The organism is Kitasatospora sp. NPDC052896 (assembly GCF_044547075.1).
Taxonomy (GTDB): Bacteria; Actinomycetota; Actinomycetes; order Streptomycetales; family Streptomycetaceae; genus Kitasatospora.
On record NZ_JBITZU010000007.1, the window covers coordinates 272,944 to 299,021 of the forward strand.

The window sequence follows — 26,078 nt, forward strand, 5'->3', positions numbered from 1 at the left end:
CTCGCGCCCTCTCGACGCCCGTCCGCGCAGGCTATCGCGCGGCGCGCAGGGGTCAGGCTGCCCACCGCGGGGGCGGTCAACCCCGTCCGGCAGGATGTGCGCATGGCACGCACCCTGATCCTCGGTGGCGCACGGTCCGGCAAGTCGACCCGGGCCGAGCAGTTGCTGCTCGACCACGCCGACGTCCTCTACGTCGCCACCAGCGGCAGCCGCCCGGACGACGCGGAGTGGGCGCAGCGGGTCGCGCTGCACCGCGAGCGCCGTCCGGCCGGCTGGCGCACCGCGGAGACCTGCGACCTGGTGGCGGTACTGGCCGACCGGGACGACCCGGCGCCGGTGCTGGTCGACTGCCTGGCGCTCTGGCTGACCGCCGTGATGGACCGGGCCGACGCCTGGGACGACGCCGCCTGGGCGACCGGCGCCGAGGCCGAGGTGGCCCGGCACTGCGCGGAGCTGGCCGAGGCCTGGCGGCTGACCGGGCGCCGGGTGATCGCGGTCAGCAACGAGGTGGGGATGGGCGTGGTGCCCGCCACCGCGGCCGGTCGGCGGTTCCGGGACGCGCTGGGCCGGCTCAACATGGCGCTCGCCGACGAGTCGGAGCGGGTGCTGCTGGTGGTGGCCGGCCAGGTGCTGGCGATCCGGGACACCGGCCGGCCGGACTGACGACCCGTCGTCGAAGCGTCAGACGTCGAAGCGTCAGACGGAGACGCTGCGGGCGTAGTTGACCCGGTTCATCAGATCCGCGACCTGCTCGGGCGAGCTCACCGGGATCGAGGTGGAGTGGAACCGCCCCCCGCTGCTGACCGTGATCTGCAGGTGGCCGACCGTGCGACGCTCCTTCATCAGCAGGAAGAGCAGGCCGATCAGGCAGAACAGGAAGAAGACGATGGCCAGCACGATGCCGGCCGGTGCGATCCGCTCCTCGGTGCGGGAGAGGTCGGTGACCGTCCAGACCGCGCCCTGCAAGGGGAAGGTGCCCGCCGGGGTGACGATCCCGGTGGTGGTCACCGCGATGTCCCCGAAGGTCACCAGCTGCTGCCCGGCGACCGGCGCCGCCGGGGCGGCCGGAAAGCCGTAACCGGGCGGCGGGGTCGCGGCCGACTGACCGTACGGCGGGGTCGACTGCGGATATCCGTAGACCGGGGCGCCGGCCCCCTCGGGCGGCATGGACGGCGGGAACGGAGGCTGGCCGGGTGCGCCGGACGGCGGCGGAGGAAAGGTCACAGCGGAGAAGTCTCCCGCACCGGCCCCGCTCAGGGCGAGCCGGATTGGTAACCTTCCGAGCGATGGACACCACCGTGGATCTCGACACGTTCGCCTCGCTCGTGGAGCGCCCCGACGACGACGCCCGCCGCGCGGCTTCGGAGCGCTGGCTCGAACTGGACCAACCGCGTGGCGGGTTCGGGCGGTTGGAGGAGTATGGCAGCTGGCTGGCGGCCGTTCAGGGCCGGTCGCCGCTGCGCGCGCTGAGTTCACCCAAGGTGGTGCTGTTCGCGGGTGACCACGGCGTGGCCTCGCTGGGCGTCTCCCGGCTGCCCGCGCAGGGCGGCACCGCCCGCCGGGTGCACGCCGTGCTGAACGGCAGCGCACCGGTCGCCAAGCTGGCCCGGCGGTTCGGCGCCGAGCTGCGGGTGGTCGACGTGGCGGTCGACGCGGACCCGGAGCAGTTCCCCGCCGAGGTCGTCCAGCACCGGATCCGACGCGGCTCCGGGCGGATCGACGTCGAGGAGGCGGTCAGCCTGGCCGAGGCCACCGCCGCCTTCGCGACCGGGATGGCGATCGCCGACGACGAGGCCGACCTGGGCACCGACCTGGTGCTGCTGGGCGACCTCGGGGTCGGCTCGACCGCGGTGGCCGCGGTGCTGGTCGGCGCGCTGTGCGGGACGGACGCGGCGGCGGTCTGCGGGCGCGGCTCGGGGATCGACGACCAGGTCTGGATGGTCAAGTGCGCGGCGATCCGGGACGCGCTGCGGCGGGCCCGGCCGGTGCTCGGCGACCAGCTGGCGCTGCTGGCGACCACCGGTGGCGCGCAGTTCGCGGCGATCACCGGCTTCCTGTTGCAGGCCGCGGTGCGCAAGCTGCCGGTCGTGCTGGACGGCGTCGTCGCGGCCGCCTGCGCGCTGGTGGCGCAGCGGATCTCGTTCCGGGCGCCGGAGTGGTGGCGGGCCGCGGCACCGACCGGGGAGCCGGCACTGACCAAGGCGTACGACCGGCTGACCCTCACCCCGCTGCACGAGGAGAAGATCACCACCGGCGAGGGCATCGGCGCGCTGCTGGCACTGCCGCTGTTGCAGGCGGCCTCGGACGCGCTGGCCGTGGACCCGTTCACCCCCGCCCGGCCGACCGCGCCCAAGGAGCCGCCGCGGCTGCCCACCGCGCTGGAACTGCTCGGCGGGGCCTGAGCCGGGTGCACGGCCTGCGGTTCGCCTTCGGCACGCTGTCCGTCCTGCGGGTCCGGGTCGAGCGCTGGGACCGCACCTCGGCCGGCCGGGCGATGCTGCTCGCGCCACTGGTCGGGCTGGTGCTGGGCGCCCTGGCGGCCGGCCTGGGCGCGCTGGCCGCCTGGCGCGGCGGGCCGCTGCTCGGGGCCGTCACCGCGCTCGCCGCGCTGGCCGGCCTCACCCGTGGACTGCACCTGGACGGCCTGGCCGACGTGGCCGACGGGCTGGGCAGCGGCAAGCCGGCCGAGGACGCGCTGCGGATCATGAAGCAGTCGGACATCGGGCCGTTCGGGGTGCTCACCCTGGTGCTCCTGCTGGCCGCTCAGATCGCCTGCCTGGCCCAGCAGTTCGGCCATTCGGCGGCGCGCGGCGCGCTCGCGGTGCTGACCGCGGCGGTGGCCGGGCGGTGCGCGCTCGGCTGGGGTTGCCTGCGCTCGGTGCCAGCCGCCCGGCCGGGTGGCCTGGGCGCCATGGTGGCCGGGACGGTCCCCCCCGCCGGCGCGCTCGCCGGCACCGCGCTCGCCGCGCTCGCCCTCGCCGTGCTCGGCCACCACCCGCGCTACGCGCTGGCCCTGACGGTCGGCCAGCTGACCGCCGGGCTGCTGTTGCGCCGTTGTGTCCGCCGGTTCGGCGGAGTCACCGGAGACGTGTTGGGCGCGATGGCGGAGACCGCGGCGACCGCCTGCCTGTTCTGCCTTGCCGTGGGGCCCTGAAATCCGGTGGGAGGACCGGGGGACGCGGGATCCCACCATGCGGACTACCATGCGGGGAGCACCGTAGCCCTGCGCCTTTCGGCGGAGCATGCTTGGGCTGTAGCCATGCCGCATTCCCGGCTGTGGACCGCGAAAGAACGCGAAAGAACAGGACGCAATTACGTGACTGCACTGTCTGTGAGCACCTCCTCCGCCGCCGCGCTGCGCGCGGACGCGCTCGTCATCGGCGTGGCGAAGGGGCCCAAGGGCCTGGTGGTGACCTCCGGCGCCGAGGCCGTGGCCGAGGCGTTCGAGGGCAAGCTGGCGGACGTCCTCAGCACGCTGGGCGCGACCGGCGGCGAGGGAGAGGCCGTCAAGCTGCCGGCCCCGGCCGGGCTGAAGGCCGGCTTCGTGCTGGCCGTGGGCCTCGGCGAGGCCGCCGAGGACGGCTACCCGCTGGAGGCGCTGCGCCGGGCGGCCGGTGTCGCCGCGCGCACCCTGGCCGGCGCCAAGAAGGCCGGTCTGGCGCTGCCGGCCGAGTCGCCCGCCGAGGTCGAGGCGGTCGCGCTGGGCGGCCTGCTCGGCGCGTACGAGTTCACGGCGTACCGCACCGCCGAGAACGGCAAGGGCGCGGTCGGCGAGCTCACCGTGCTGGCCCCGCGCAAGGGCAGCAAGGACGCCAAGGCCGCCGCCGAGCGCGCGGTCGTCCTCGCCGAGGAGATGAACCGCGCCCGCGACCTGATCAACACCCCGCCGAACGACCTGCACCCGAAGGCCTTCGCCACCATCGCGCAGAGCGTCGGCAAGGAGCACGGCCTCAAGGTCGAGGTGCTGGACGAGAAGGCGCTGGCCAAGGGCGGCTTCGGCGGCATCCTGGGCGTCGGCAACGGCTCGGACAACCCGCCCCGGCTGGTGAAGATCGCCTACACCCACCCGAAGGCCAAGGCCACCCTGGCCTTCATCGGCAAGGGCATCACCTACGACTCGGGCGGCATCTCGCTCAAGCCGGCCGGCCACAACGAGACCATGAAGTGCGACATGTCCGGTGCCGCCGCGGTCTTCGCCGCCGTGGTCGCCGCCAAGCGGCTGGGCCTGGCCGTCAACGTCACCGGCTGGCTGGCGCTGGCCGAGAACATGCCGTCCGGCAGCGCCACCCGCCCGGGCGACGTGCTGCGGATGTACGGCGGCAAGACCGTCGAGGTGCTCAACACGGACGCCGAGGGCCGCCTGGTGCTGGCCGACGCGATCGTCCGGGCCGGTGAGGAGAAGCCGGACGCGATCGTCGACGTGGCCACCCTGACCGGCGCGATGGTGCTGGCGCTGGGCACCCGCACCTTCGGTGTGATGGCCGGCACCGACGCCTACCGCGAGAAGTTGCACGCGACCGCGCAGCGTGCCGGCGAGCAGTCCTGGCCGATGCCGCTCCCCGCCGAGCTGCGCAAGGGCATGGACTCGCCGGTGGCCGACCTGGCCAACATGGGCGAGCGGATGGGCGGCGGTCTGGTGGCCGGCCTGTTCCTGAAGGAGTTCGTGGCGGACGGCATCGACTGGGCGCACCTGGACATCGCCGGCCCGGCCTTCCACGAGAGCGCCCCGTACGGCTACACCCCCAAGGGCGGCACGGGCAGCGCGGTGCGCACCCTGGTGCAGCTGGCGGAGGAGACCGCGCAGGACTGAGTCCCGCTCCCCGGTAGGGCCCCGCGCTCCGGCGCGGGGCCCTACCCGCGTTTCGCCCGGCCTTCCCGGTTACCAGCTGGTAGTGGTCAACCGGGCCCGGGAATCCTGTTCGCCTCGGGCGAAACTTTGTTCCACAGGGTGGAATCCGCTCCGCTCCTGTTCCGTCCAGCACACCCCGCAGGCCCGGAATGACCGGCCCTGACCTGCGCAGACCGGCCGCCGGAGGGCCGGCACCGGGTCACCCGGGGCCGTCCCGGACCCCCCGCAGGGTGGACCCGGACATCAGTCGCCGCGAACAAGTGCGAAGATGTATTTCCGGTACGACTGGGCACCCCACAAGGGCTTCCCGAACACCGGACCAGCACCGGCCCGGACGATCCACACCCCATGGCATGGAGGACGTGACGTGGCGAACGACGCCAGCACCGTTTTCGACGTAGTCATTCTCGGAGGCGGAAGCGGCGGTTACGCCGCGGCGCTCCGCGCCGCTCAGCTGGGTCTGAGCGTGGCCCTGATCGAGAAGGGCGAGCTGGGCGGCACCTGCCTGCACCGGGGTTGCATCCCCACCAAGGCGCTGCTGCACGCCGCCGAGGTCGCCGACGAGACCCGCGAGGCCGCCGAGTTCGGCGTGCTCGCCACCTTCCAGGGCATCGACATCAAGGGCGTCCACAAGTACAAGGACGACGTGGTCTCGGGCCTGTACAAGGGCCTGCAGGGCCTGGTCGCCTCCCGCAAGGTCCACTACATCCAGGGCGAGGGCCGACTCTCCTCGCAGACCTCGGTGGACGTCAACGGCCAGCGCGTCGAGGGCCGCCACATCGTCCTCGCCACCGGCTCGGTGCCGAAGTCGCTGCCCGGCCTGACCATCGACGGCGACCGGATCATCTCCTCCGACCACGCCCTCAAGCTCGACCGCGTCCCGCAGTCCGCCGTCATCCTCGGCGGCGGCGTGATCGGCGTCGAGTTCGCCTCGGTCTGGAAGTCCTTCGGCGTCGACGTCACCATCGTCGAGGCCCTGCCGCACCTGGTCCCGCTGGAGGACGAGAACTCCTCCAAGCTGCTGGAGCGCGCCTTCCGCAAGCGTGGCATCAAGTTCGAGCTCAAGGCCCGCTTCTCCGGCGTCGAGTACACCGAGAACGGCGTCCGGGTCTCCACCGAGAACGGCAAGCAGATCGACGCCGACCTGCTGCTGGTCGCCATCGGCCGCGGCCCGGTCTCGCAGGGGCTGGGCTACGAGGAGGCCGGCGTCGCGATGGACCGCGGCTACGTCCTGGTCGACGAGTACATGCGCACCAACGTGCCCACCATCTCGGCCGTCGGTGACCTCGTCCCGACCCTGCAGCTGGCGCACGTCGGCTTCGCCGAGGGCATCCTGGTGGCCGAGCGGCTGGCCGGCCTCAAGGCCGTGCCGATCGACTACGACGGCGTGCCGCGGGTGACCTACTCCAACCCCGAGGTCGCCTCGGTCGGCATCAGCGAGGCCAAGGCCATCGAGGTGTACGGCAAGGACAAGGTCGTCACCCTCAAGTACAACCTCGCCGGCAACGGCAAGAGCAAGATCCTCAAGACCTCCGGCGAGATCAAGCTCGTCCAGGTCAAGGACGGCGCCGTCGTGGGTGTCCACATGGTCGGCGCCCGGATGGGCGAGCAGGTCGGCGAGGCGCAGCTGATCTACAACTGGGAGGCGCTGCCCGCCGAGGTCGCGCAGCTCATCCACGCGCACCCGACCCAGTCCGAGGCGCTCGGCGAGGCGCACCTGGCGCTGGCCGGCAAGCCGCTGCACGCGCACGACTGAGCGCGCCCGACCTTCCCCCTTCCTGAACTTCCTGAACGCAAGACTTGATAGGAGTCGCTGAAACCATGGCGGTCTCAGTAACGCTGCCCGCACTGGGCGAGAGCGTGTCCGAGGGCACTGTCACCCGTTGGCTCAAGGCCGAGGGTGAGCGGGTGGAGGCCGACGAGCCGCTGCTCGAGGTCTCCACGGACAAGGTGGACACCGAAATCCCCGCGCCGGCCTCCGGCATCCTGGCCGCGATCAAGGTCGGCGAGGACGAGACCGTCGAGGTGGGCGCCGAGCTGGCGATCATCGACGACGGCTCGGGCGCCCCGGTCGCGGCTGCCGCCCCGGCTGCCGCCGCCGCCCCGGCCCCGGTGGCCGAGGCTCCGGCCGCTCCGGCGCCGGTGGCCGCCGCCCCCGCGGCTCCGGCCGCTGCCGCCCCGGCCGCCCCGGCTGCGGACGCCACCCCGGTGCTGCTCCCGGCGCTGGGCGAGTCGGTCGCCGAGGGCACCGTCACCCGCTGGCTCAAGGCCGAGGGTGAGACCGTCGAGGTCGACGAGCCGCTGCTGGAGGTCTCGACCGACAAGGTCGACACCGAGATCCCGTCGCCGGTCGCCGGTGTGCTGGTGAAGATCCTGGTCGGCGAGGACGAGACCGCCGAGGTCGGCGCTCAGCTCGCGCTGATCGGTGCCGCGGGTGCGGTTGCCGCCGCTCCGGCTCCGGCCGCCGCCCCGGCCCCGGTGGCCGCTCCGGCCCCGGCTGCTCCGGTCGCCCCCGCCGCCCCGGCTGCTCCGGCTCCGGTCGCCCCGGCTGCCCCGGCCCCCGCGCCGGTCGCCGCCGCCCCGGCTCCGGCGCCGGTCGCCGCCGCCCCGGCTCCGGTTGCCCCGGTCGCCCCGGCTGCCGCCGCCCCGGTGGCCGACGCCGGTGACGCCTACGTCACCCCGCTGGTCCGCAAGCTCGCCGCCGAGCAGGGCGTCGCGCTGAACTCCGTCACCGGCTCGGGTGTCGGCGGCCGGATCCGCAAGCAGGACGTCATCGCCGCCGCCGAGGCCGCCGCGGCTCGACTGGCCGCCGCCCCGGTCGCCGCTCCCGCCGCCGCCAAGGCCGCCGCCCCGGTGGCCCCGTCCCCGCTGCGCGGCCAGACCGTGCCGATGACCCGCGTCCGCAAGGCCATCGCCAAGCACATGGTCGAGTCGCTCAAGGTGTCGGCCCAGCTGACCACCGTGGTCGAGGTCGACGTCACGCGCATCATGCAGCTGCGCGCCAAGGCGAAGGCCGGCTTCCAGCAGCGCGAGGGCGTCAAGCTCTCGCCGATGCCGTTCTTCATCAAGGCCGCCACCGAGGCGCTCAAGGTCCACCCGATCGTCAACGCCCGGGTGAACGACGACGACACCATCACCTACCACGACGTCGAGAACGTCGGCATCGCGGTGGACACCGAGAAGGGCCTCTTCGTCCCGGTGATCCACGGCGCCGGCGACCTCAACATCGCCGGTATCGCGAAGAAGGTCGCCGACCTGGCGGCCCGCACCCGCGACGGTGGCCTCAAGCCCGACGAGCTGGCCGGCGGCACCTTCACGGTGACCAACACCGGTTCGCGCGGCGCGCTGTTCGACACCCCGATCCTCAACCAGCCGCAGGTCGGCATGCTGGGCATCGGCGCCACCGTGCGCCGCCCGGTCGTCGTCAACCACCCGGACCTGGGCGAGACGATCGCGATCCGCGACATGGTCTTCCTGGCCCTGTCCTACGACCACCGGATCGTCGACGGCGCCGACGCGGCCCGCTTCCTGGGCACCGTCAAGGCCCGCCTGGAAGAGGGCGCGTTCGAGGGCGACCTCGGCCTGTAAGGCGTAGTTCGTAGTTCCGTCCGAGCCCCGGTCCGTCCCGTACGGACCGGGGCTCGGTCGTGCCCGGCCGTGGTCCGGCGTGCCGCGTTCACCCGAACCGGCGGCGCGGGCCCGTGCCGCGCGGCGCAGCCGCAGTGCATTTGCGCCGGCTAACGGGGATGCTGGAGCGGTGATGTACGAGACCGACTTCTGGCAGCTCATCGACGAGACCCGGGACGCCGCCGAGGGCGACCCGGACGACCAGGCCGACCTGCTGGTCGACCGGCTCGCCCAGCTGACGCCCGATGAGGTGATCGACTTCGCCCGGCTGTTCGAGGCGCGCTTCCAGCGCGCCTACACGTGGGAGTTGTGGGGTGCCGCCCACCTGCTGCTCGGTGGCGCCTCGGAGGACGGCTTCGACTTCTTCCGCTGCTGGCTGATCGCGCAGGGCCGGGAGGTCTTCGAGGGCGCGGTGCACGACCCGGACGCGCTGGCCGAGCTGGTGCCCGACTTCGACGAGGAGGAGGACGGCGACGCCGAGGACTTCGGCTACGCCGCCGACGAGGCGCACGAGCAGCTCACCGGGCTGCCGTTGCCCGACCTGGGCACCCGGCAGCCGCGGCAGCCGGCCGGCCAGTCGTTCGACTTCGACGACGAGCGGATGATGGCGAAACGATTCCCCCGCCTCTGGGAGCAGTACGGGCGGTAGGCCTCCCGGAGCCCGGACCGGCGCCCCACCGTCCCCGGGATCAGATGCCGCTGCGCGGCCCGGTGGGGCGGATGCCGAGGAGGAGTTGGTCGAGGACGGCCGGGGCCGGGGCGTTCGGGGCGTTGTCGACCGTGCCGACCAGGGTGGTGTAGCCGCCGATGCCGTCCGGGACGGCGACCACCGTGACGAAGCCGCCGGGACCGGAGCCGTCCTGCGGGGTCACCTGCCAGTGCACCGAGTAGCCGGCGATCCCCGCCACGGTGGCCTGGCCGGCGGCCAGCTCCTGGTGCGAGGTCCGGTCGCCGTAGTGCTGGGCGGAGCCCGTCCGCGTCGCGTCCTCGGCCACCGAGCGGGCGTCCGGACCGGTGGCCGGGCTGCTTCCGATGGTGAAGGTGCCGTGGTAGCAGCCGTTCGGGTCGGTGCAGTCGTAGCGGCCGGTCACCAACTGGAGGGTGGGGTCGCCGGCCTGGCCGGCGGAGGTCCAGCCGACCGGCACGGGCACGGTCCAGTCGTGCTGGGCGTCCTGCACCGTGCCGTCCGGGTCCGGGAGGCTCGGCGCGGCGGACGCCGCCGAGACGGCGGGCGCCGACGGGGTCGGTGCGGCCGCGGCCGGGCGCCCGCCCGCCGCCTGGTGGGCGCCCTCCAACAGCACCAGCGTGCCGACCACCAGGACGGCCGTCACGGTCAGCGCGCCCGCCGCGACCGCCGCGATCAGGCCGACCCGTCGGCGCGGGCCGACCGGCGGCGCCGGGTGGGGGGCACCGAACGGCGGCGGGAAGCCGGGCCCGGGTACCGGCACGGGCGGCGGCGGAAAGCGGTACCCGGCGGGCCCGGGGAGGTGCGGGAAGCCGTAACCGGCGCCCGGCGTGACGTCCGGCGCGGGAACGGCCGGGTGCCCGTACGCGGGCGAGGCGTCGGAGACCTGGGACGGCCCGGTCCGCCGCGCCGGCACCGGTGGCGCCGCCTCGGACGCTCCCCCGGCCGGCCGGCTCCGCGGCGTCCAGGCGGTGCCGTCCCAGTACCGCTCCCGGCCGCCGCCGACGCCCGCACCGACGCCCGCGCCCTGGTCAGGGTCGGGGTACCAGCCGGCGGGGGTCGAGTTGTTCACGGCCGTACCGTACCGGTCCCACCCGACCGCGGAGCGACCCGGTCCGCCCGGCCGACGGACCGTCAACAGGCCCGCACCGACCGCGACACGCCGCCGGTGTGGATCGGCCCGGGGGCCGCCCGGACCGGCCGTGCTGCCAGGATGGCCGCATGCGCATCGCTGTCACCGGTTCCTCGGGCCTGATCGGCTCCGCCCTTGTCCGCTCGCTGCTGGCCGACGGCCACCAGGTGGTCCGGCTGGTCCGGCACCGCAGTGCGACCGGCCCGCACCCCGACGGCTCGGTCGGGGTCGGCTGGAACCCGGCGCTCGGGGAGGTGGACCGGGCCGGGCTGGCCGGCACCGAGGCGGTGGTGCACCTGGCCGGTGCCGGGGTCGGCGACCGCCGCTGGACCACTCGGTACAAGCAGGAGATCCGGGACAGCCGGGTATTCGGCACCCGGGCCCTGGCCACCGCGCTGGCCGCCGCCGAGAAGCCGCCGGCCGTGCTGGTCAGCGGCTCGGCCGTGGGTTTCTACGGCCAGACCGGCGACCGGCTGATCGACGAGACGGCGCCGGCCGGGGACGACTTCCTGGCCCGGGTCTGCGTGGACTGGGAGGGCGCGGCCCGGCCGGCCGCCGAGGCGGGGATCCGGGTGGTGCACCCGCGCACCGGCCTGGTGCTCTCGGCCGCGGGCGGCGCGGGTGGCCGGCTCTTCCCGCTGTTCCGGCTCGGGCTGGGCGGCCGGCTCGGTTCCGGCCGGCAGTACTGGAGTTTCATCTCGCTGGCCGACCAGGTGGCGGCGCTGCGGTTCCTGATCGACGTGGAGGAGCTGCGCGGGCCGGTCAACCTGACCGCGCCCTCGCCGGCGACCAACGAGGAGCTCACCGCGGCGATGGGCAAGGTGCTCGGCCGGCCCACGCCGTTCCCGGTGCCGGAGGCGGTGCTGCGCCTGGCGCTCGGCGAGATGGCGGTGGAGGTGGTCGGCAGCCACCGGGTGGTGCCGGAGAAGCTGCTGAAGGCCGGGTTCCAGTTCGCTCATCCGGACGTCCTCTCGGCGGTGCGTGCGGCGCTCTGAGGGGCGCCGGAGACGGCTGGGACGGGCGGGAGCGGCACCGGGGAGCGAATGGGCGGGCGCGGGGGCGCACAGGACGGCGCACAGCGCCCGGGCGTGCCCCCGGGACGTGCCACCGACGGGGTGTGCGCCCCTGGATCCGATTCGAACACCCTTGCCTGATCACGGTTCTGACTGGGCATCACCTGTTCGGACCGTCCCGGCACCCCGTAGCCGTCCGCCGGCCCGGAGCTCCGGGACCAGGGAGGGAGTTCGTCCGTGACCCCACAAGACATCGCCCGCCGCACCCGCTCCGCCGACCCCGACGTGGTTGTGGTCGGCGCCGGGCTGGCCGGACTGGCCGCCGCCCACGCGCTCTGCGGCGCCGGCCTGCACGTCCAGGTACTGGAGGCCACCGAGCGGATCGGCGGCCGGATGGCCGGGCACCAGGTGGACGGCTACCGGCTGGACCACGGCGGCCAGCTGCTGAACACCGGCTTCCCGGAGCCGGTCCACCGGCTGGACCTGGCCGGGCTGGAGCTGTGCCCGCTGGCCCCCGGCGTGCTGGTGCACAGCGCCGGCCACCGGCACCGGGTCGGCGGCCCGCCGCAGCCGCCCGGCCGACCCCCGGCCGGCCGCCCGCCGCGCGGCGGCGCGCTCGACAAGGCCCGGCTGGCGGCCACCCTGAACCGGCTCGCCACCACCCCCGTCCCCCGGCTGCTGGCCCGACCGGAGACCACGACGGCCCGGGCGCTGGTCGAGCGCGGCCACTCGCCACGCGTGGTGGACGGCTTCCTGCGCCCACTGCTCACCGCTCTGCTGAGCGACCCGGCGCTGGGCACCAGCAGCCGGGTGGCCGACCTGGCACTGCGCGACTACGCCCGGGACGGGCTCTGCCTGCCCGCCGCCGGGGCCGGCACCGTCCCCACCCGGATGGCCGGGGCGCTGCCGCCGGGCACCGTCCGGCTCGGCGTCCGGGTGAGCGCGGTCGGCGCGGAGGGCGTGCGGACCGCGGGGCACGGGCCGATCCGGGCCCGCGCGGTGGTGCTGGCCACCGACGCCCGGTCGGCCGCCGAGCTGCTGCCCGGCCTGCGGCTGCCCGAGTTCCATCCGGTGACGACCTACTACCACGCCACCGGACCCGCACCGCTGGGCGAGGCCGCGCTGCTGCTGGACGCCGACCGGACCGGCGGTGCCGCGCCGGTCTCGCACTCGCTGGTGCTCAGCGAGGTGCACGAGTCGTACGCCCCGGCCGGTCGCTCGCTGGTGGCCACCACCGTGCTCGGGCGGCGCGGCTTCGACGCCGGCGGGCCGGCCGGACTGGAACCGGCGGTCCGGTCCCGGCTGACCGAGCTGTACGGGGTGTCCGCCCGGGAGTGGGAGTTCCTGAGCGTGCGTCACCTGCCGGACGCGCTGCCCGCGATGCCGCCGCCGCACAACTTCCGCCGCCCGGTGCGGGTGCTGGCCGGGCTGTACGTCTGCGGGGACCACCGGGACACCAGCAGTGCGCGGGGCGCGCTGGTGTCCGGCCGGCGGGCGGCCGAGGCGGTGCTGCGCGACCTGGGGGTGGCCCGGGACGGCCTGCCGGAGGCCCGCGCGGCGGCCTGAGTCGCCGTCGGGGCCGGGTCGACGGGAGCGCGTGGGGCCGGGCGGCGGCCCGGCCCCACGTCACCGCCTCAGATCGCGCCCGCCTGCCGCGCCGCCTCCTCGAAGGCCCGGGCGACCGGGCTGCCCCGGTACGGCGCGAGCCGGCGGTGGAAGTCGCGCAGGTACTCCACCGTGCGGGCGGAGCGCATCTCCCCCGCCGCCCGGAGCGCCTCGCTGGCCATCGCGCAGGCCTCGTCCAGGTCGCCCATGCCCAGCCGGGAGGCGGCCAGCACCATCCGGCAGAACACCCGGCTGCGCGCGTACGCGGCCGAGCGCAGCCGCAGCGACTTCTCCGCGTGCTGCGCGGCCGGCCGCCACTGCTGCAGGTCGCGGTAGCAGTGGGCGAACTCCTCGGCCAGCTGGGCCTCGTCGAAGTACCGTGCCCAGGATGGGATTTCGTCACCGCTGCGGGAGAGCGCGAGGGCCCGCTCGGAGCGCACCAGGGCGGCGGTGCAGGAGCGCACGTCACCCAGTATCCCGTGCCCGCGGGCCTCGGCCGCGTGCATCAGCGCCTGCACCACGGTCGGGGCCCCCGTGCCCACGCCCTGCTGGGCCACCCGGGCCAGTTGCACCGCCTCCCGGCCGTGCCCGAGGTGGACCGCCTGCTGGCTCATGGTGATCAGCACGTAGCCGCCGAGCACCCGGTCGCCGGCCGCCTGCGAGAGCCGCAGCGCCTGCACGAAGTAGCGCTGGGCCAGCCCGTGCGCGGCGATGTCGAAGGACGTCCAGCCGGCGAGTCTGGTGAGGTCGGCGACGGCGGCGAAGAGCGCCCGGCCGATCTGCTCGCCGTAGCGCCCGCGGAGCATCGGCTCGGCCTCGCTCTCCAGGTAGCGCACCAGCGCCTGGCGGGCGTGGCCGCCGCCGTAGGCCTGGTCGAGCGCCCGGAAGAGGTCGCCGACCGCCCGCACCGCGGCGATGTCCCCGCGGCCGACCCGCAGTCCGGGCCGTTGCTGGCCCCGGGCCGCGCCCTCGCCGGCCGGTCCGGGTGGCGCGGGCAGCGGGGCCGTCCGGGCGGTCGAGACCAGCGGCCGGCGGCCCTGCGAGGGCACCCGGCCGGGCGACGCCGGGCGGGGTGCCGAACCGCGTGGCGGCGGCTGGTCCCCCGGGTCCGGCGAGGCGTCCAGACCGGCCAGCGGTCCGGCCGGGCCGGAGACGAAGATGCCGGTGGAGCCGTCCCGGGCGACCTGCTCGTCGCTGCGCCCGATCAGCCAGTCCCGGCTGGGCACCACCAGCCCGGCCGGGGTGAAGGCGATCCGGCGCAGCTCGGACTGCGGGCCGGTGTCCTTGCGCCACATGCTGGCGACGATGTCCACCGCCTCCTGCGGCGTCTCGGCGAACTCCAGCCCGGCGTAGACCGGCCCGCAGGCGTCCAGGCCGATGTCCTGGGCCGAGAGCCGGCGGCCGAGTCTGCGGGTGAAGACCTCGGCGATCAGCGCCGGGGTGGCTCCGCGCGGCTGCTGGCCGCGCAGCCAGCGGGTCACCGAGGTCTTGTCGTACCGCAGGTCGAGGCCGTGTTCCAGACCCAGCTGGTCGACCCGGCGGGCCAGCCCGGCGTGCGAGAAGCCGGCCTCCTCGATCAGCTCGGCGAGCAACGGGTTCTGGGTGCGGGCGGGCGGGACCCGGCCGGGGGCGGCCGCCTCCTCGGGTTCGTCCCGAGGGTCTCCGGGCAGGGAGGCGGCCGGCAGCGGGTGCTCGGCCTCGGGTTCGTCCGGGCCGAGCGGGTCGAGTGGGTCGTAGGCCGGGCTGTCGGTTGCAGGCCGTTGGGGCATGTCAGTCAACACCTCTCGGACGCCGCACCGGCAGCTCCAGCCCCCCGGTGCCTTGCACGACGCCCCCTGTCGGGAATCGGCGTGAATGTAGCGAGCATTCTGACGCTATGGGTGGATCTGGGCGGGCAATCCTCCGAACGGGTGAAGCAGGCGCGCCCGTTGTGGGGAAGGTGCGGCCTGCGGGGTTTGAGGCGGAGAGCGGCTTTCCGACGTCTCGCGCGGGCCGCGTGACGGCTGCTCTCGGGCAACCGATCGCACGGGCGTACAGTGGCGAGGTTGGTCGCAACGCCCGGCAAGGAGCAGCGGTGAGCGAGAACGTACGGTTCGTGACGATGGGCATAGGCGAGCGCGCCGTGCCGTACCAGGAGGCCTGGGAGGAACAGCAGCGACTGCACGCGCTGCGGATGGCCGACGAGATCCCCGACACCGTTCTACTGCTGGAGCACCAGCCGGTCTTCACCGCCGGCAAGCGCACCAAGCCGGAGGACCTGCCGCTGGACGACACCCCGGTGGTGCAGGTCAACCGCGGCGGCGAGGGCACCTGGCACGGGCCGGGCCAGCTGGTCGGCTACCCGATCGTCAAGCTGCCCGAGCCGATGGACGTGGTCGCCTACGTGCGGCGGCTGGAGGAGGCACTGATCCGGGCCTGCGCCGAGTTCGGGGTCGGCACCAGCCGGATCGAGGGGCGCAGCGGGGTGTGGGTGCTGGGCCAGGAGCTGCCGGGCGCGCAGCCGGACCCGGCCAAGGTGGTCGACATCGGCAAGCTGACGCTGCGGCTCGGCCTGCCGCTCGGCATCGACCCGCGGCTGGCCGGCCCGGAGTACGCGCCGTCCAACGCCGGGCAGCGCGGGGACGACCGCAAGCTGGCGGCGATCGGGGTGCGGGTCGCGCGCGGCGTGACGATGCACGGCTTCGCGCTCAACTGCAACCCGGACATGACCTGGTTCGACCGGATCATCCCGTGCGGCATCCGGGACGCCGGGGTCGGCTCGCTCTCCGGCGAGGCGGGGCGGCAGATCCCGGTGGGCGAGGCGGCGCCGGTGGTGCAGCGGCACCTGGCGGCGGTCCTCGCCGAGCTGCCGGAGCCCGCGCCGGCCCGGGTCGCGCCCGCGGCGGCCCCGATCGCGGCGGCCCCAATCGCGGCGGCCCGCTGAGCGTCCTGGCCCGCTGAGTCGGGAATCATCACGCCGCCGCGGCGGTTGCCCTGCGATTGCAGGGCCCGCGCCGGGCGGAAACCGTACAAGCAGAGGCGTACCCTGGGGGTACCCCGTCTAGTTCTAGGAGTCGCTCGTGTCCGCTGTCGCCCCCGACGGCAGGAAGCTGCTCCGCCTGGAGGTCCGCAACAGCGAGACCCCCATCGAGCGGAAGCCGGAGTGGATCAAGACCCGCGCGAAGATGGGTCCGGAGTACAACGCCCTCCAGTCGCTGGTGAAGAAGGAGGGGCTGCACACGGTCTGCCAGGAGGCCGGCTGCCCCAACATCTTCGAGTGCTGGGAGGATCGCGAGGCGACCTTCCTGATCGGTGGCGACCAGTGCACCCGGCGCTGTGACTTCTGCCAGATCGACACCGGCAAGCCGGCCGACTTCGACCGCGACGAGCCGCGCCGGGTCGCCGAGTCCATCGTCACCATGGACCTGAACTACGCCACCATCACCGGCGTCGCCCGCGACGACCTGCCGGACGGCGGGGCCTGGCTGTACGCCGAGACGGTCCGCCAGGTGCACGCCATGACGGCCGGGCGCGAGGCCGGCCGGACCGGCGTCGAGCTGCTGATCCCGGACTTCAACGCGGTCCCGGAGCAGCTGGCCGAGGTCTTCTCCTCGCGTCCCGAGGTGCTGGCGCACAACGTCGAGACGGTGCCGCGGATCTTCAAGCGGATCCGCCCGGCGTTCCGCTACGAGCGCTCGCTGGACGTCATCACGCAGGCCCGGGCGGCCGGGCTGGTGACCAAGTCGAACCTGATCCTGGGCATGGGCGAGACCCGCGAGGAGGTCAGCCAGGCGCTGGCCGACCTGGTCGGGGCCGGCTGCGAGCTGATCACCATCACCCAGTACCTGCGGCCGTCGGTGCGCCACCACCCCGTGGAGCGCTGGGTGAAGCCGCAGGAGTTCGTGGAGCTGCAGCAGGAGGCCGAGGAGCTCGGCTTCGCGGGAGTGATGTCCGGGCCGCTGGTCCGCTCCTCGTACCGCGCCGGGCGGCTGTACCGGCAGGCGCTGGAGCACCGCGAGCGCGCCAGCGCGGTGTGAGTCCCGGCGGAACGCCGACGTGGGGCCCGGTTCGCCGGGCCCCACGGCTGTTCGGGGGAACGCCGGGGAGCCGGCGGGGCGCCGAGGCGGCACCGGGTCTGCAGAACGGTTTCATCAGCCTTTGACGGTGCCGTCATCGGCCGGTCACACCGGCGGCCGAGACTGGTCCCAGGCTTGGCGAGGCTCGGCGAGGGGAGTACCCGACATGCGTACCACCCGTACCACCATCGGCGCCGCGATCCGGCTCGCGGACCGCGTCCTGCTGGCCCCCGGACGGCGGCAGGCCCGGCTGAACGCCTGGACCGCGGTCTGCGAGAACCGCCGGCACGCGGCGGAGCGGACGGCGGCGCCGGTCGGCCCGCGGCCCCGGGCCGGGCAGTAGCCCGGCGGACCCGGCTGACGGACCCGACGGACGGACCCGGTCGGATCACAGCTTCGGACCGATTGGGGACCGGGCTTCGATGTCCGCTGTCCATGCCACGTACCATGACCTTCATGGCGAGGGAAACATCCGATACCCCTGGGCGGCTCCAGCAGATCCGCCAGGCGTACATCATGACCAAGAAGGTCGACACCAAGATCGGCCTGATCATCGGAGGCGTCGGCCTCCTCACCTTCGGCGTGTTCCTCGCCATCGGTTTCCTGATCGGTCACCCGATCTACCTGGGCATCCTGGGCTTCATCGTGGCCTTCCTGGCCGCGGCGATCGTCTTCGGCCGCCGGGCCGAGCGGGCCGCCTTCGGGCAGATGGAGGGCCAGCCGGGCGCGGCCGCGGCGGTCCTCAACAACATCCGCCGGGGCTGGAGCAGCAACCCGACCCCGGTCGCGATCACCCGCAGCCAGGACGCGGTCTACCGCGCCGTGGGCCGGGCCGGCATCGCGCTGATCGGTGAGGGCAACCCGAACCGGGTCCGCACGCTGCTCGCCGCCGAGAAGAAGAAGATGGCCCGCGTGGTCGGCGACGTGCCGGTGCACGACATCGTGGTCGGCGACGGTCCGGGCGAGGTGCCGCTGAAGAAGCTGCAGATCCACCTGATGCGGCTGCCGCGGGCCATCACGCCCGCGCAGGTCACCGAGACCAACGACCGGCTGCGTGCGCTGGGCGACCTGCTCTCCAAGGCGCCGGTCCCCAAGGGGCCGATGCCCAAGGGTGCCCGGATGCCCAAGGGCGGCCAGGGGCGCTGACCCCGCCGCCGTCGTAGCACCCTCAGACAGCAGAGGCCCCGCCGTCCGGCGGGGCCTCTTTCGCGATGTCTCCTGATGCCTGCGGGGCTTCCCGCTCAGATCCGGACCTCGACGGTGCCGACCGCCTTGTCGTGCAGGCCGCGCGAGTCGCGGTCCCAGACCGCCGCGGGGATCACCAGGCAGAGCAGGAAGGTGCGCAGCAGCACCTGAGGGATCGAGGCCCGGCCGCCGCCCAGGCGCACCACCCGCAGGCCGAAGAGCCGCTTGCCGATGGTCGTCCCGGTGGTCGCCAGGAAGATCGCGGTGACCGTGAAGAACAGCGGCAGGTTCCACAGGTTCGCCTCGCGCGCACTGCCGTGCGCCAGCATCCCGTACGCGACCAGGCTGCAGAGCCAGCCGTCGACCAGCAGCGCGCCGATCCGCCGGCCGGGGCCGGCCATCGAGCCGGATCCCTCCTCGGGCAGGCCGAGCCGCTCGCCCCGGTAGCCGAAGTCGGCGCCCATCCGCTCGGCGGCGGCCTTCGGCCCCTCGATCCACGATCCCAACGCTTCTCTGCTGTCCACGAATCCACACTATCCGGGCAGCCCGGCCCGACCGGCGGCGACTCCCCCTGCGAGTGAATCCGCGTGGCCGCGCCGGCTCCAATGGTCTAGACCACTCATCGCACGGAGTCCGTGTTCCGGAACGATTTGCCCCCTCCCGGGCGACTTTGCCGCCCATTCGGGGGCATCTGGTTAACATGGGCGAAACGATTGGGTCACCGCGAGGAAACGGCCGATTCCTAGGGTGAGCCGCACCATGGCCGGTTGGGACGACTGGTCGGTGCACGTCTGAACCCGGCCCCTCACGGGCCGGGCCGAGGAGGATGGATGTTCAAGAACGCCGCCGAGGTCAAGGCCTACATCGCGGAGAACGACATCAAGTTCGTGGATGTGCGGTTCTGCGACCTGCCGGGCGTCATGCAGCACTTCGCGGTCCCGGCGGCCACCTTCGACCCCGCCGAGACCCTGATGTTCGACGGCTCGTCGATCCGCGGCTTCCAGGCCATCCACGAGTCGGACATGGCGCTCGTCCCGGACCTGGCGACCGCCCGTCTGGACCCGTTCCGCAAGGACAAGCACCTCAACATCAACTTCTTCATCCAGGACCCGATCACGGGCGAGGCCTACAGCCGCGACCCGCGCAACGTGGCCAAGAAGGCCGAGGCGTACCTCGCCTCGTCCGGGATCGCCGACACCGCGTTCTTCGGTCCGGAGGCCGAGTTCTACGTCTTCGACTCGGTGCGCTTCGACACCAGCGCGAACGCGTCCTACTACCACATCGACTCCGAGGCCGGCGCCTGGAACACCGGCTCGACCGAGGGCGACGTCCGCGGCTACAAGGTCAAGTACAAGGGCGGCTACTTCCCGACCCCGCCGGTCGACCACTTCGCCGACCTGCGCGCCGAGATGTCCCTGGAGCTGGGCAACGCCGGCCTCCAGGTCGAACGCCAGCACCACGAGGTGGGCACCGCCGGCCAGGCCGAGATCAACTACAAGTTCAACACCCTGCTGCACGCCGCCGACGACCTGATGCTGTTCAAGTACATCATCAAGAACGTCGCCTGGCGGAACGGCAAGACGGCCACCTTCATGCCGAAGCCGATCTTCGGCGACAACGGCTCGGGCATGCACGTGCACCAGTCGCTCTGGGCCGAGGGTGCGCCGCTCTTCTACGACGAGCAGGGCTACGCCGGGCTCTCCGACACCGCCCGCTACTACATCGGCGGTCTGCTGAAGCACGCCCCCTCGCTGCTCGCCTTCACCAACCCCTCGGTGAACTCCTACCACCGACTGGTCCCCGGCTTCGAGGCACCGGTCAACCTGGTGTACTCGCAGCGCAACCGCTCGGCGGCGATCCGGATCCCGATCACCGGCTCCAACGCCAAGGCCAAGCGCATCGAGTTCCGCGCCCCCGACCCGTCGTCCAACCCCTACCTGGCCTTCTCGGCGATGCTGATGGCCGGCCTGGACGGCATCAAGAACAAGATCGAGCCGCTCCAGCCGGTCGACAAGGACCTCTACGAGCTCGCCCCCGACGAGCACGCGGGCGTCCCGCAGGTCCCCTCCTCCCTCCCGGCCGTCCTGGAGGCCCTCGAGGAGGACCACGAGTACCTGCTCGCCGGCGGGGTCTTCACGCCCGACCTGATCGAGACCTGGATCGACTTCAAGCGCACCAACGAGATCGCCCCGATCGCGCTGCGCCCGCACCCGCACGAGTTCGAGCTCTACTTCGACCTGTAGGACGCCTCCGGGTCCCCGGCACTCTCCGTGGCGAGTGCCGGGGACCCGGCGCGTTCTCCCGGGACCGGCGGGATCGGTCAGCCCCCGGCTCGACCTCGACCAGGAGTCCCGCCGGATCGCCTGCGGCATCTCCTGATCACCACCCGACCCGGCAGGCCCCCGTCGATGGCGGGGGCCTGCCGGGTCAGCGGGTCGGGGTGAGGGCGAGGACGGCGAGGTCGTCCGTGGCGGGGCCACCGTAGGCGTGGACGTCCTCGTCGAGGAAGGCCACCAGCTGCTCGGGGGCGGCCGTGCTGTCGGAGAAGCGGGCGGCCAGCCGTTCGGTGAGGGGGTAGAAGTGGCCGGCGCGGTCGCGGGCCTCGGTGACGCCGTCGGTGTGCAGCAGGAGGGTCTGGCCGGCGTCCAGCGGGACCGCGCTGACCGCTGTCGAGTGTGGCGGGCGGAGGTGGCCGAGGCCGAGCGGGAGGTCCTGCGGGCAGTGCAGGGTTCGCACGGTGCCGTCGCCCAGCAGCACCGGATCCGGGTGGCCGCGGCTGATCAGTCGGGCCTCGCGGGCGGCGGGGTCGTGCTCCACCAGCAGGGCGGTGACGAACAGCTCCTCGTCGTCGCGCTCCAGCGCCCCGCGCCGGACCTGGCGGTCCAGCTGCTCGGCCAGCTCGGCCAGGTCGGCGGTCTCGTGCGCGGTCACCCGGAAGGCACCGAGCACGTCGGCCACCGTGCGGATCGCCTCCAGCCCCTTGCCACGGACGTCACCGAGCAGCACCCGGGTGCCGTAGGCGGTGTCGCAGATCTCGTAGAGGTCGCCGCCGATCGCCACCTCGGCCTGCGCGGCCCGGTAGAGGCCGGCCGCCCGTAGGCCGCCGACCTGTTCCGGTACCGGGTGCAGCACGGTGCGTTGCAGGGCCTCGCTGACCGTGCGGGCCCGGACCAGGTGCCGGGCCTGCCGCAGCCGCTGCCGGGCGAGCATCACGCCGGCCAGGCCGGCCAGCGAGGTGGAGACGTAGGCCCAGACGTGGTGCTGCTCGTAGAGGTGCCCGACCCGGGCGGCCAGCAGCAGCTGGAGACCGAGCGCGACCGTGCTGGAGGCGGCGGTGGGGACCGGGCCGTAGCCGAAGGCCACCACCACCGGGAGGATGATCAGCATGAACCCGGCCGCGGTGGTCCGCGGCACGGCGGCCTCCACCGAGAGGTCCAGCACGATCAGCAGCGCCGGGAGCCAGCGCACCCAGCGCGGGGAGTGTGCGCCCCCGGCCACCACCGCCGAGGCGGCGGAGTCGCGCCGGGCACTGGGGCCACGGTGCGGGGCGGCCGGTGGGCGGCCTGCCTCTACGGGCGCGGACACTGCGGGACTCCTGGGGGCTCGACAGCGGGGCTACCAGTCCATGGTCCCGTATGTCGCGAGTGAGCGGCGGGGCGGACGGCCCGGCGAAGAGGACCTTCGGCCACGCGGGCCGGCCCGGGGCCGGTCAGCCGAGGGTGACCGGCTGCTCCTGGTAGCCGCGCAGCACCAGACGGTTGCGGCGCACCGGTTCCGCCGCCGGGGCGAGCCGCGGGAACCGGCGCAGCAGCGCGGGCAGCGCGACGTTGGCCTCCAGCCTGGCCAGCTGGGCCCCGAGGCAGAAGTGCACCCCGCCACCGAAGGAGAGCGGGTGGCTCTCCCGGCGGGTCGGGTCGAAGACGTCCGGCCGCTCGTACCGTTTCGGGTCCCGGTTGGCCGCGCCGATCAGCACGAAGACTCCGCTGCCGGGCGGCGTCGGCACCCCGGCCACCGAGAGGCCCTCGGAGAGCGGCAGCCGGGAGGTGAGCTGGACCGGGGAGTCGTAGCGCAGCACCTCGTCGGTGAAGCCGGCCGGGTCCAGTTCGCCGGAGCGCAGCCCGTCGGCGGCCCACGGGTGCTGGAAGGCCTGCGCCAGGCCGTTGCCGAGCAGGTTGGTGGTGGTCTCGAAACCGGCCGCCAGCAGCAGCACCAGGTTGGCCAGCAGCTCCCGGCCGCTGAGCCGGCCGTCCTCCGCGTCGGCGGCCCTGACCAGGGCGCTGACCAGGTCGTCCTGCGGACGGGCCGTGCGCTCGGCGCAGAGCTCGGCGAAGTAGCCGGCCAGTTCGTCGCAGGCGGCGTCGGCGCGCAGCAGTTCGTCCTCCGTCGTGGAGACCTCCAGCGAGCTGGTGAGGTCGGCGGCGAGCGGCCGGAACCGGTAACGGTCCTGCTCCGGCACGCCGAGCAGCTCGCAGATCACGGTCACCGGGAGCCGGAAGGCGAAGGTGTCCAGGAAGTCCACCGGCTCGCCGCCGGCGCCCAGCTCGGCCATCTCGTCCAGCAGCCGCTCGACGGTGGCGGTGACCGCCGGTTCCAGCGCGGCCACCCGGCGGGCGGTGAAGACCGAGGCGATCAGCGAGCGCATCCGGGCGTGGTCCGGTGCGTTGACCTCCAGGATCGAGTGGCTGAGCAGCAGCCTGGACGAGTGCTGCGCGTAGTCCGGGTCGAAGCTCAGCCGCAGCTCCTGGTCCGCCACGCCGTAGGCGGGGTCGCGCAGCAGCTGGTGCGCGACCGGGTGGGCCAGCGCGAGCAGCATCTCGCCGTCCCAGACCGGGGTGACCGGGCCGAGCTGGTGCGCCTCGGCGTAGAGCGGGTACGGGTCGGCCGAACCCTCCGGCGTCAACAGCTGGTTGATGATCTCGGTACCGTCCAAGGCCTGCCCCTCGGTCCCTGTGGCCGGCCCCACGGCCGCCCCCTACCGAGAACCGCCGTCCGTGGCGCCGGAGTTCCCGGTCCGGACGAGTGCGTAGGCTGGCCGGCATGGAGATCTGGATCAATCCCCGCTGTACCAAGTGCCGCGTCGCGCTCGGCGAACTGGACGCCGCCGGCGTCGAGTACACCGTGCGCCGCTACCTGGACGACCCGCCCAGCGTGCCGGAGCTGGAGCAGGTGCTCGACCGGCTCGGCCTCGACCCGTGGGACATCACCCGGCTCGACGAGGCGGTCGCCAAGGAGCTGGGCATGCGCGGCTGGGGCCGGGAGCCCGCCGACCGGGCACGCTGGATCGCCGCGCTGGCGGAGCACCCGATCCTGGTGCAGCGGCCGATCATCACGGCGGACGACGGGCACGCCGTCGTCGCGCGGACGCCGGAGGCCCTGCGCTCGGTGCTGCCCTAGCGGGTCCAGCCCCTGGCGCCGCCGGCCGGTGCGCACCTCCTCGCCCGGGCGCCGGCTCCGGATGAGGAGGTGGTCGCCGCCCTCGCCGATCGACGTCAGCACCACCTCGGTCAGCTCCAGCCGGAACGCGTGGAACGGCTCGGTCGGCGGCTCGGGCAGCTCCGCCTCGTAGCCGGCGAGGGCGGCCTCCGCCAGCTCGGGCGCCGCCTGCCCGAACTCCTGCCAGCTGCTCATGTGCCCACTGTCACACGGGGCACCGACCGCCGCCCCGGGCGGCGGTCCGGCAGACTGGCCGGATGGCCGAGCAGACCTTCATCGCCTTTCTCCGTGCCGTGAACGTGGGCGGACGCGTGGTCAGGATGGAACGGTTGCGCGAGCTCTTCGCGGAGCTCGGGCTGGCCGACGTCCGCACGTACATCCAGAGCGGCAACGTCTTCTTCACCGCGGACACCGGGACGGACCGGGCCGCGCTGAGCCGGCGGATCGAACGGCACCTGCACGCGGCGCTCGGCTTCGAGGTGCCGACCGTGCTACGGACCGTGCCGGAGGTCGAGGAGCTGCTCGCGGCCGATCCGTTCCGCGACGTCGAGGTGACCCCGGAGGTGCGGCTCAGTCTGGTGTTCCTGACCGAGCCGCTGCCGGCCGACCTGGAGCTGCCGCGGCGCAGCCCGCGCGGCGACCTGGAGGTGATCGGCGCCGCCGGGAGCACCGCCTTCGTGGTGACCCGGACGCTCGACGGCCGGCCGGCGGGGAATCCGGCCGGCGTCTTCGGGCCGGCCTACCGCGGCCACGGCACCGCGCGGTTCTTCCACACCACCGCGAAGATCGTGGCCGCGGCCAAACGGGGCTGACGGCTCGGACGGCTCAGTGCGGGAACGTCCGCGGCGGCCGGAGCCGGGGCAGCTCGTCGCGGAACTCCTCGATGACGGTGCTGAGTTGGCGTATCAACACGGTGCGTTCCAACCGGTCGAGGTAGCGGTTGCGGTCGGCCAGGCCGGCCACCGTGACGGTGAGGTAGAGCGTCATCAGCGGGTTGATGAAGAGCTCGCTGTGCCGGGTGCGGGCGGTGAACCGGACGTCACCGAACTCGCCGCGCAGGGCCGCCGCGACCGAGCCCTGGACGATGCTCGGGTGGTCGGGCGTGGCGGCCTGGGCGTCCGCGACGGCGTCCAGGTAGAGCGCGCCCTCCCGGCTGTCCCGCGGGATCGAGAAGGCACCCAGGTAGTCGCCGGTGCGGGCGAGGTCGGCCAGGTTCTCCAGCACCAGCGAGTGGTTGACCCCGTGGTAGGCGTCCACGCCGTAGCCCAGGCAGACCACCAGCCGCTCGGTCAGCCCGTCCAGCCCGGCCACCGCGGCCAGGCTGGCCATGTCCTCCTCGGGCGTGCCGAGGCCGGCCTCGTCGCCGCGCATCAGGATGTCGGTGCCGCCGTCCACCAGCACCACCGCGTCGATGTCCAGGTGGGCGACCAGCTCCCGGTAGGCGGCCCGCAGCGGCTGGACGCCGACCGGGGCGAGGGCCCAGACGGTGTCGGGCAGGCCGTGCCGGTTGAGCCAGCGGGCCAGCGTGAGCTCGGGGAAGTACTGGTCGTGCGTCCGGGTGTCGGGGCGGATCTCGGCGACGTCCGGCGCGAGCCAGACCTCGGCGGGGAGCCCGTGCAGGTGGCTGAAGGAGAGGTTGGCGAGGTGCACCCGCTTGCCGGCCGCGCGCAGCGCGAGGGCCAGCGGGAGCCCGGCGTAGACGTCGAAGCCGCCGCCCGCGCCGGCCACCAGGATCCGCTCGGCGGCGCGCAGCCGGGTGAAGACCGGGGGTTCGAGGAGGGAGAACACCCGGAGGACGGTGACAGGCGCCCGGCCGGTTGGCAAGGGGTCGCGCCGCTCAGGGCCGCGTCGCGGGCCCGGTGGCCGCGATGCCGGCCACCAGCACCGCCAGCCCGCGCTCGAAGCGCTCCTCGAACCCGGTGAACAGCCCCGCGCCGGCGGCCGCGGCGAGCGGGTGGGCGGGCCCGATCAGCTCGGCCCGGGCGGCGACGTCGAAGCGCTCGTCGCGCTCGCCGGGCAGCGGGTGGACGGACTGTTCCTCGATCACGAAGCCGACTGTGTAGGCGTAGCCGGTGGACAGGGCGAAGACGGCGTCGTCCAGCGGGAAGCCGGCCGCGACCAGCGCGGCGAGGTGGGCCTCCAGCAGCCCGGCGTGGTCGGTGTCGGTGAAGTGGGTGCCGCCGAAGACCTTGGCGCCGTCCCGGTAGCCGAGCAGCGCGCGGCGCAGGGTCCGGCAGGCCGAGGTGATCCAGTCCGGCCAGTCGGCGTCCGGCCCGGGCCGCCCGTCCTGTGCCATCCGACGGAACATCTCGGTGGCCATCGCGTCCAGCAGGGCCTGCTTGCTGGCGAAGTGCCAGTAGAGCGCGGGCGCCTGGACGTCCAGCTCCTTGGCGATCCGGCGCAGGGTCAGCCCGTCCAGGCCGGTCTCGTTGAGCAGTCGCAGCGCGGTTTCGGTGACCTGCGCGGGGTCGATTTTGCTTGCCACCGGTCCATC

At 74.0% G+C, this 26,078-nt stretch carries 24 protein-coding genes; 16 read left to right on the plus strand and 8 right to left on the minus strand.

Features of this window, described 5'->3' with window-relative positions; genetic code table 11:
• Positions 1-102: 102 nt before the first annotated feature.
• On the plus strand, positions 103-663 hold the full coding sequence (gene cobU, locus ACIGXM_RS17600; RefSeq protein WP_396561740.1) for a bifunctional adenosylcobinamide kinase/adenosylcobinamide-phosphate guanylyltransferase: 561 nt from the start codon (positions 103-105) through the stop codon (positions 661-663).
• A 33-nt stretch (positions 664-696) separates the two neighbouring features.
• Here cobU and ACIGXM_RS17605 read toward each other — a convergent pair whose 3' ends face one another.
• Complete coding sequence (locus tag ACIGXM_RS17605; RefSeq protein WP_396561742.1) at positions 697-1,167, minus strand: hypothetical protein; 471 nt, start codon at positions 1,165-1,167, stop codon at positions 697-699.
• A gap of 119 nt (positions 1,168-1,286) precedes the next feature.
• On the opposite strand from ACIGXM_RS17605, the gene ACIGXM_RS17610 reads away from it, so the two are divergent.
• From ACIGXM_RS17610 to ACIGXM_RS17635, 6 genes are all read left to right on the plus strand, one after another.
• Complete coding sequence (locus tag ACIGXM_RS17610; protein ID WP_396561744.1) at positions 1,287-2,402, plus strand: nicotinate-nucleotide--dimethylbenzimidazole phosphoribosyltransferase; 1,116 nt, start codon at positions 1,287-1,289, stop codon at positions 2,400-2,402.
• Between the two features lie 5 nt (positions 2,403-2,407).
• On the plus strand, positions 2,408-3,154 hold the full coding sequence (locus ACIGXM_RS17615; RefSeq protein WP_396561746.1) for an adenosylcobinamide-GDP ribazoletransferase: 747 nt from the start codon (positions 2,408-2,410) through the stop codon (positions 3,152-3,154).
• Between the two features lie 162 nt (positions 3,155-3,316).
• Positions 3,317-4,810, plus strand: coding sequence for a leucyl aminopeptidase (locus ACIGXM_RS17620; RefSeq protein ID WP_396561748.1), 1,494 nt, complete (start codon positions 3,317-3,319; stop codon positions 4,808-4,810).
• Positions 4,811-5,216: 406 nt separating this feature from the next.
• A complete protein-coding gene (lpdA, locus tag ACIGXM_RS17625) occupies positions 5,217-6,605 on the plus strand; it encodes a dihydrolipoyl dehydrogenase (protein WP_396561750.1) in 1,389 nt (462 codons plus the stop codon).
• Between the two features lie 65 nt (positions 6,606-6,670).
• Positions 6,671-8,437 (plus strand): 2-oxoglutarate dehydrogenase, E2 component, dihydrolipoamide succinyltransferase, encoded by a 1,767-nt coding sequence (sucB, locus tag ACIGXM_RS17630; RefSeq protein ID WP_396561752.1) that lies wholly within the window; start codon positions 6,671-6,673, stop codon positions 8,435-8,437.
• Positions 8,438-8,609: 172 nt separating this feature from the next.
• Complete coding sequence (locus ACIGXM_RS17635) at positions 8,610-9,125, plus strand: DUF4240 domain-containing protein (RefSeq protein WP_396561964.1); 516 nt, start codon at positions 8,610-8,612, stop codon at positions 9,123-9,125.
• Between the two features lie 40 nt (positions 9,126-9,165).
• On the opposite strand, the gene ACIGXM_RS17640 is transcribed toward ACIGXM_RS17635, so the two are convergent.
• Positions 9,166-10,233 carry a DUF2510 domain-containing protein gene (locus ACIGXM_RS17640; RefSeq protein ID WP_396561754.1) on the minus strand — a complete coding sequence of 356 codons (1,068 nt, stop codon included), beginning with the start codon at positions 10,231-10,233 and terminating at the stop codon, positions 9,166-9,168.
• Between the two features lie 149 nt (positions 10,234-10,382).
• Between ACIGXM_RS17640 and ACIGXM_RS17645 the strand changes: the two genes are divergently transcribed.
• Together ACIGXM_RS17645 and ACIGXM_RS17650 are read left to right on the plus strand one after the other, a co-directional pair.
• On the plus strand, positions 10,383-11,288 hold the full coding sequence (locus ACIGXM_RS17645; RefSeq protein WP_396561756.1) for a TIGR01777 family oxidoreductase: 906 nt from the start codon (positions 10,383-10,385) through the stop codon (positions 11,286-11,288).
• Between the two features lie 255 nt (positions 11,289-11,543).
• Complete coding sequence (locus tag ACIGXM_RS17650) at positions 11,544-12,872, plus strand: FAD-dependent oxidoreductase (RefSeq protein ID WP_396561758.1); 1,329 nt, start codon at positions 11,544-11,546, stop codon at positions 12,870-12,872.
• 68 nt (positions 12,873-12,940) lie between these two features.
• Here ACIGXM_RS17650 and ACIGXM_RS17655 read toward each other — a convergent pair whose 3' ends face one another.
• Positions 12,941-14,680, minus strand: a complete 1,740-nt coding sequence (locus tag ACIGXM_RS17655; RefSeq protein ID WP_396561760.1) for a regulator — start codon at positions 14,678-14,680, stop codon at positions 12,941-12,943.
• Positions 14,681-15,012: 332 nt separating this feature from the next.
• On the opposite strand from ACIGXM_RS17655, the gene lipB reads away from it, so the two are divergent.
• From lipB to ACIGXM_RS17675, 4 genes are all read left to right on the plus strand, one after another.
• Positions 15,013-15,834 carry a lipoyl(octanoyl) transferase LipB gene (gene lipB, locus ACIGXM_RS17660; RefSeq protein ID WP_396561966.1) on the plus strand — a complete coding sequence of 274 codons (822 nt, stop codon included), beginning with the start codon at positions 15,013-15,015 and terminating at the stop codon, positions 15,832-15,834.
• Positions 15,835-15,970: 136 nt separating this feature from the next.
• On the plus strand, positions 15,971-16,927 hold the full coding sequence (gene lipA / locus ACIGXM_RS17665; RefSeq protein WP_396561762.1) for a lipoyl synthase: 957 nt from the start codon (positions 15,971-15,973) through the stop codon (positions 16,925-16,927).
• A 205-nt stretch (positions 16,928-17,132) separates the two neighbouring features.
• Complete coding sequence (locus ACIGXM_RS17670; protein ID WP_396561764.1) at positions 17,133-17,309, plus strand: hypothetical protein; 177 nt, start codon at positions 17,133-17,135, stop codon at positions 17,307-17,309.
• 113 nt (positions 17,310-17,422) lie between these two features.
• Entirely contained in the window at positions 17,423-18,112 is a 690-nt protein-coding gene (locus ACIGXM_RS17675) for a DUF4191 domain-containing protein (protein ID WP_396561766.1), read from the plus strand.
• Positions 18,113-18,207: 95 nt separating this feature from the next.
• Here the strand turns inward: ACIGXM_RS17675 and ACIGXM_RS17680 are convergent, their stop codons facing one another.
• Positions 18,208-18,675 (minus strand): RDD family protein, encoded by a 468-nt coding sequence (locus ACIGXM_RS17680; RefSeq protein WP_396561768.1) that lies wholly within the window; start codon positions 18,673-18,675, stop codon positions 18,208-18,210.
• 306 nt (positions 18,676-18,981) lie between these two features.
• Here ACIGXM_RS17680 and glnA point away from each other — a divergent pair, with 306 nt between their 5' ends.
• The gene (gene glnA / locus ACIGXM_RS17685; RefSeq protein ID WP_396561770.1) at positions 18,982-20,394 is read left to right on the plus strand and encodes a type I glutamate--ammonia ligase; all 1,413 of its coding nucleotides are present in this window, start codon (positions 18,982-18,984) and stop codon (positions 20,392-20,394) included.
• A 184-nt stretch (positions 20,395-20,578) separates the two neighbouring features.
• Here glnA and ACIGXM_RS17690 read toward each other — a convergent pair whose 3' ends face one another.
• Positions 20,579-21,736 (minus strand): PP2C family protein-serine/threonine phosphatase, encoded by a 1,158-nt coding sequence (locus tag ACIGXM_RS17690; RefSeq protein ID WP_396561771.1) that lies wholly within the window; start codon positions 21,734-21,736, stop codon positions 20,579-20,581.
• Positions 21,737-21,860: 124 nt separating this feature from the next.
• Positions 21,861-23,081: a cytochrome P450 gene (locus ACIGXM_RS17695; RefSeq protein WP_396561773.1), complete on the minus strand. Its 1,221-nt coding sequence runs from the start codon at positions 23,079-23,081 to the stop codon at positions 21,861-21,863.
• A gap of 107 nt (positions 23,082-23,188) precedes the next feature.
• Between ACIGXM_RS17695 and ACIGXM_RS17700 the strand changes: the two genes are divergently transcribed.
• The gene (locus tag ACIGXM_RS17700) at positions 23,189-23,545 is read left to right on the plus strand and encodes an arsenate reductase family protein (RefSeq protein ID WP_396561775.1); all 357 of its coding nucleotides are present in this window, start codon (positions 23,189-23,191) and stop codon (positions 23,543-23,545) included.
• A gap of 296 nt (positions 23,546-23,841) precedes the next feature.
• The gene (locus ACIGXM_RS17705; protein WP_396561777.1) at positions 23,842-24,396 is read left to right on the plus strand and encodes a DUF1697 domain-containing protein; all 555 of its coding nucleotides are present in this window, start codon (positions 23,842-23,844) and stop codon (positions 24,394-24,396) included.
• Between the two features lie 13 nt (positions 24,397-24,409).
• Here the strand turns inward: ACIGXM_RS17705 and ACIGXM_RS17710 are convergent, their stop codons facing one another.
• Both ACIGXM_RS17710 and ACIGXM_RS17715 read right to left on the minus strand, forming a co-directional pair.
• Complete coding sequence (locus ACIGXM_RS17710) at positions 24,410-25,372, minus strand: DUF1152 domain-containing protein (RefSeq protein WP_396561779.1); 963 nt, start codon at positions 25,370-25,372, stop codon at positions 24,410-24,412.
• Positions 25,373-25,421: 49 nt separating this feature from the next.
• Positions 25,422-26,069, minus strand: a complete 648-nt coding sequence (locus ACIGXM_RS17715; RefSeq protein ID WP_396561781.1) for a TetR/AcrR family transcriptional regulator C-terminal domain-containing protein — start codon at positions 26,067-26,069, stop codon at positions 25,422-25,424.
• Between the last annotated feature and the right edge of the window lie 9 nt (positions 26,070-26,078).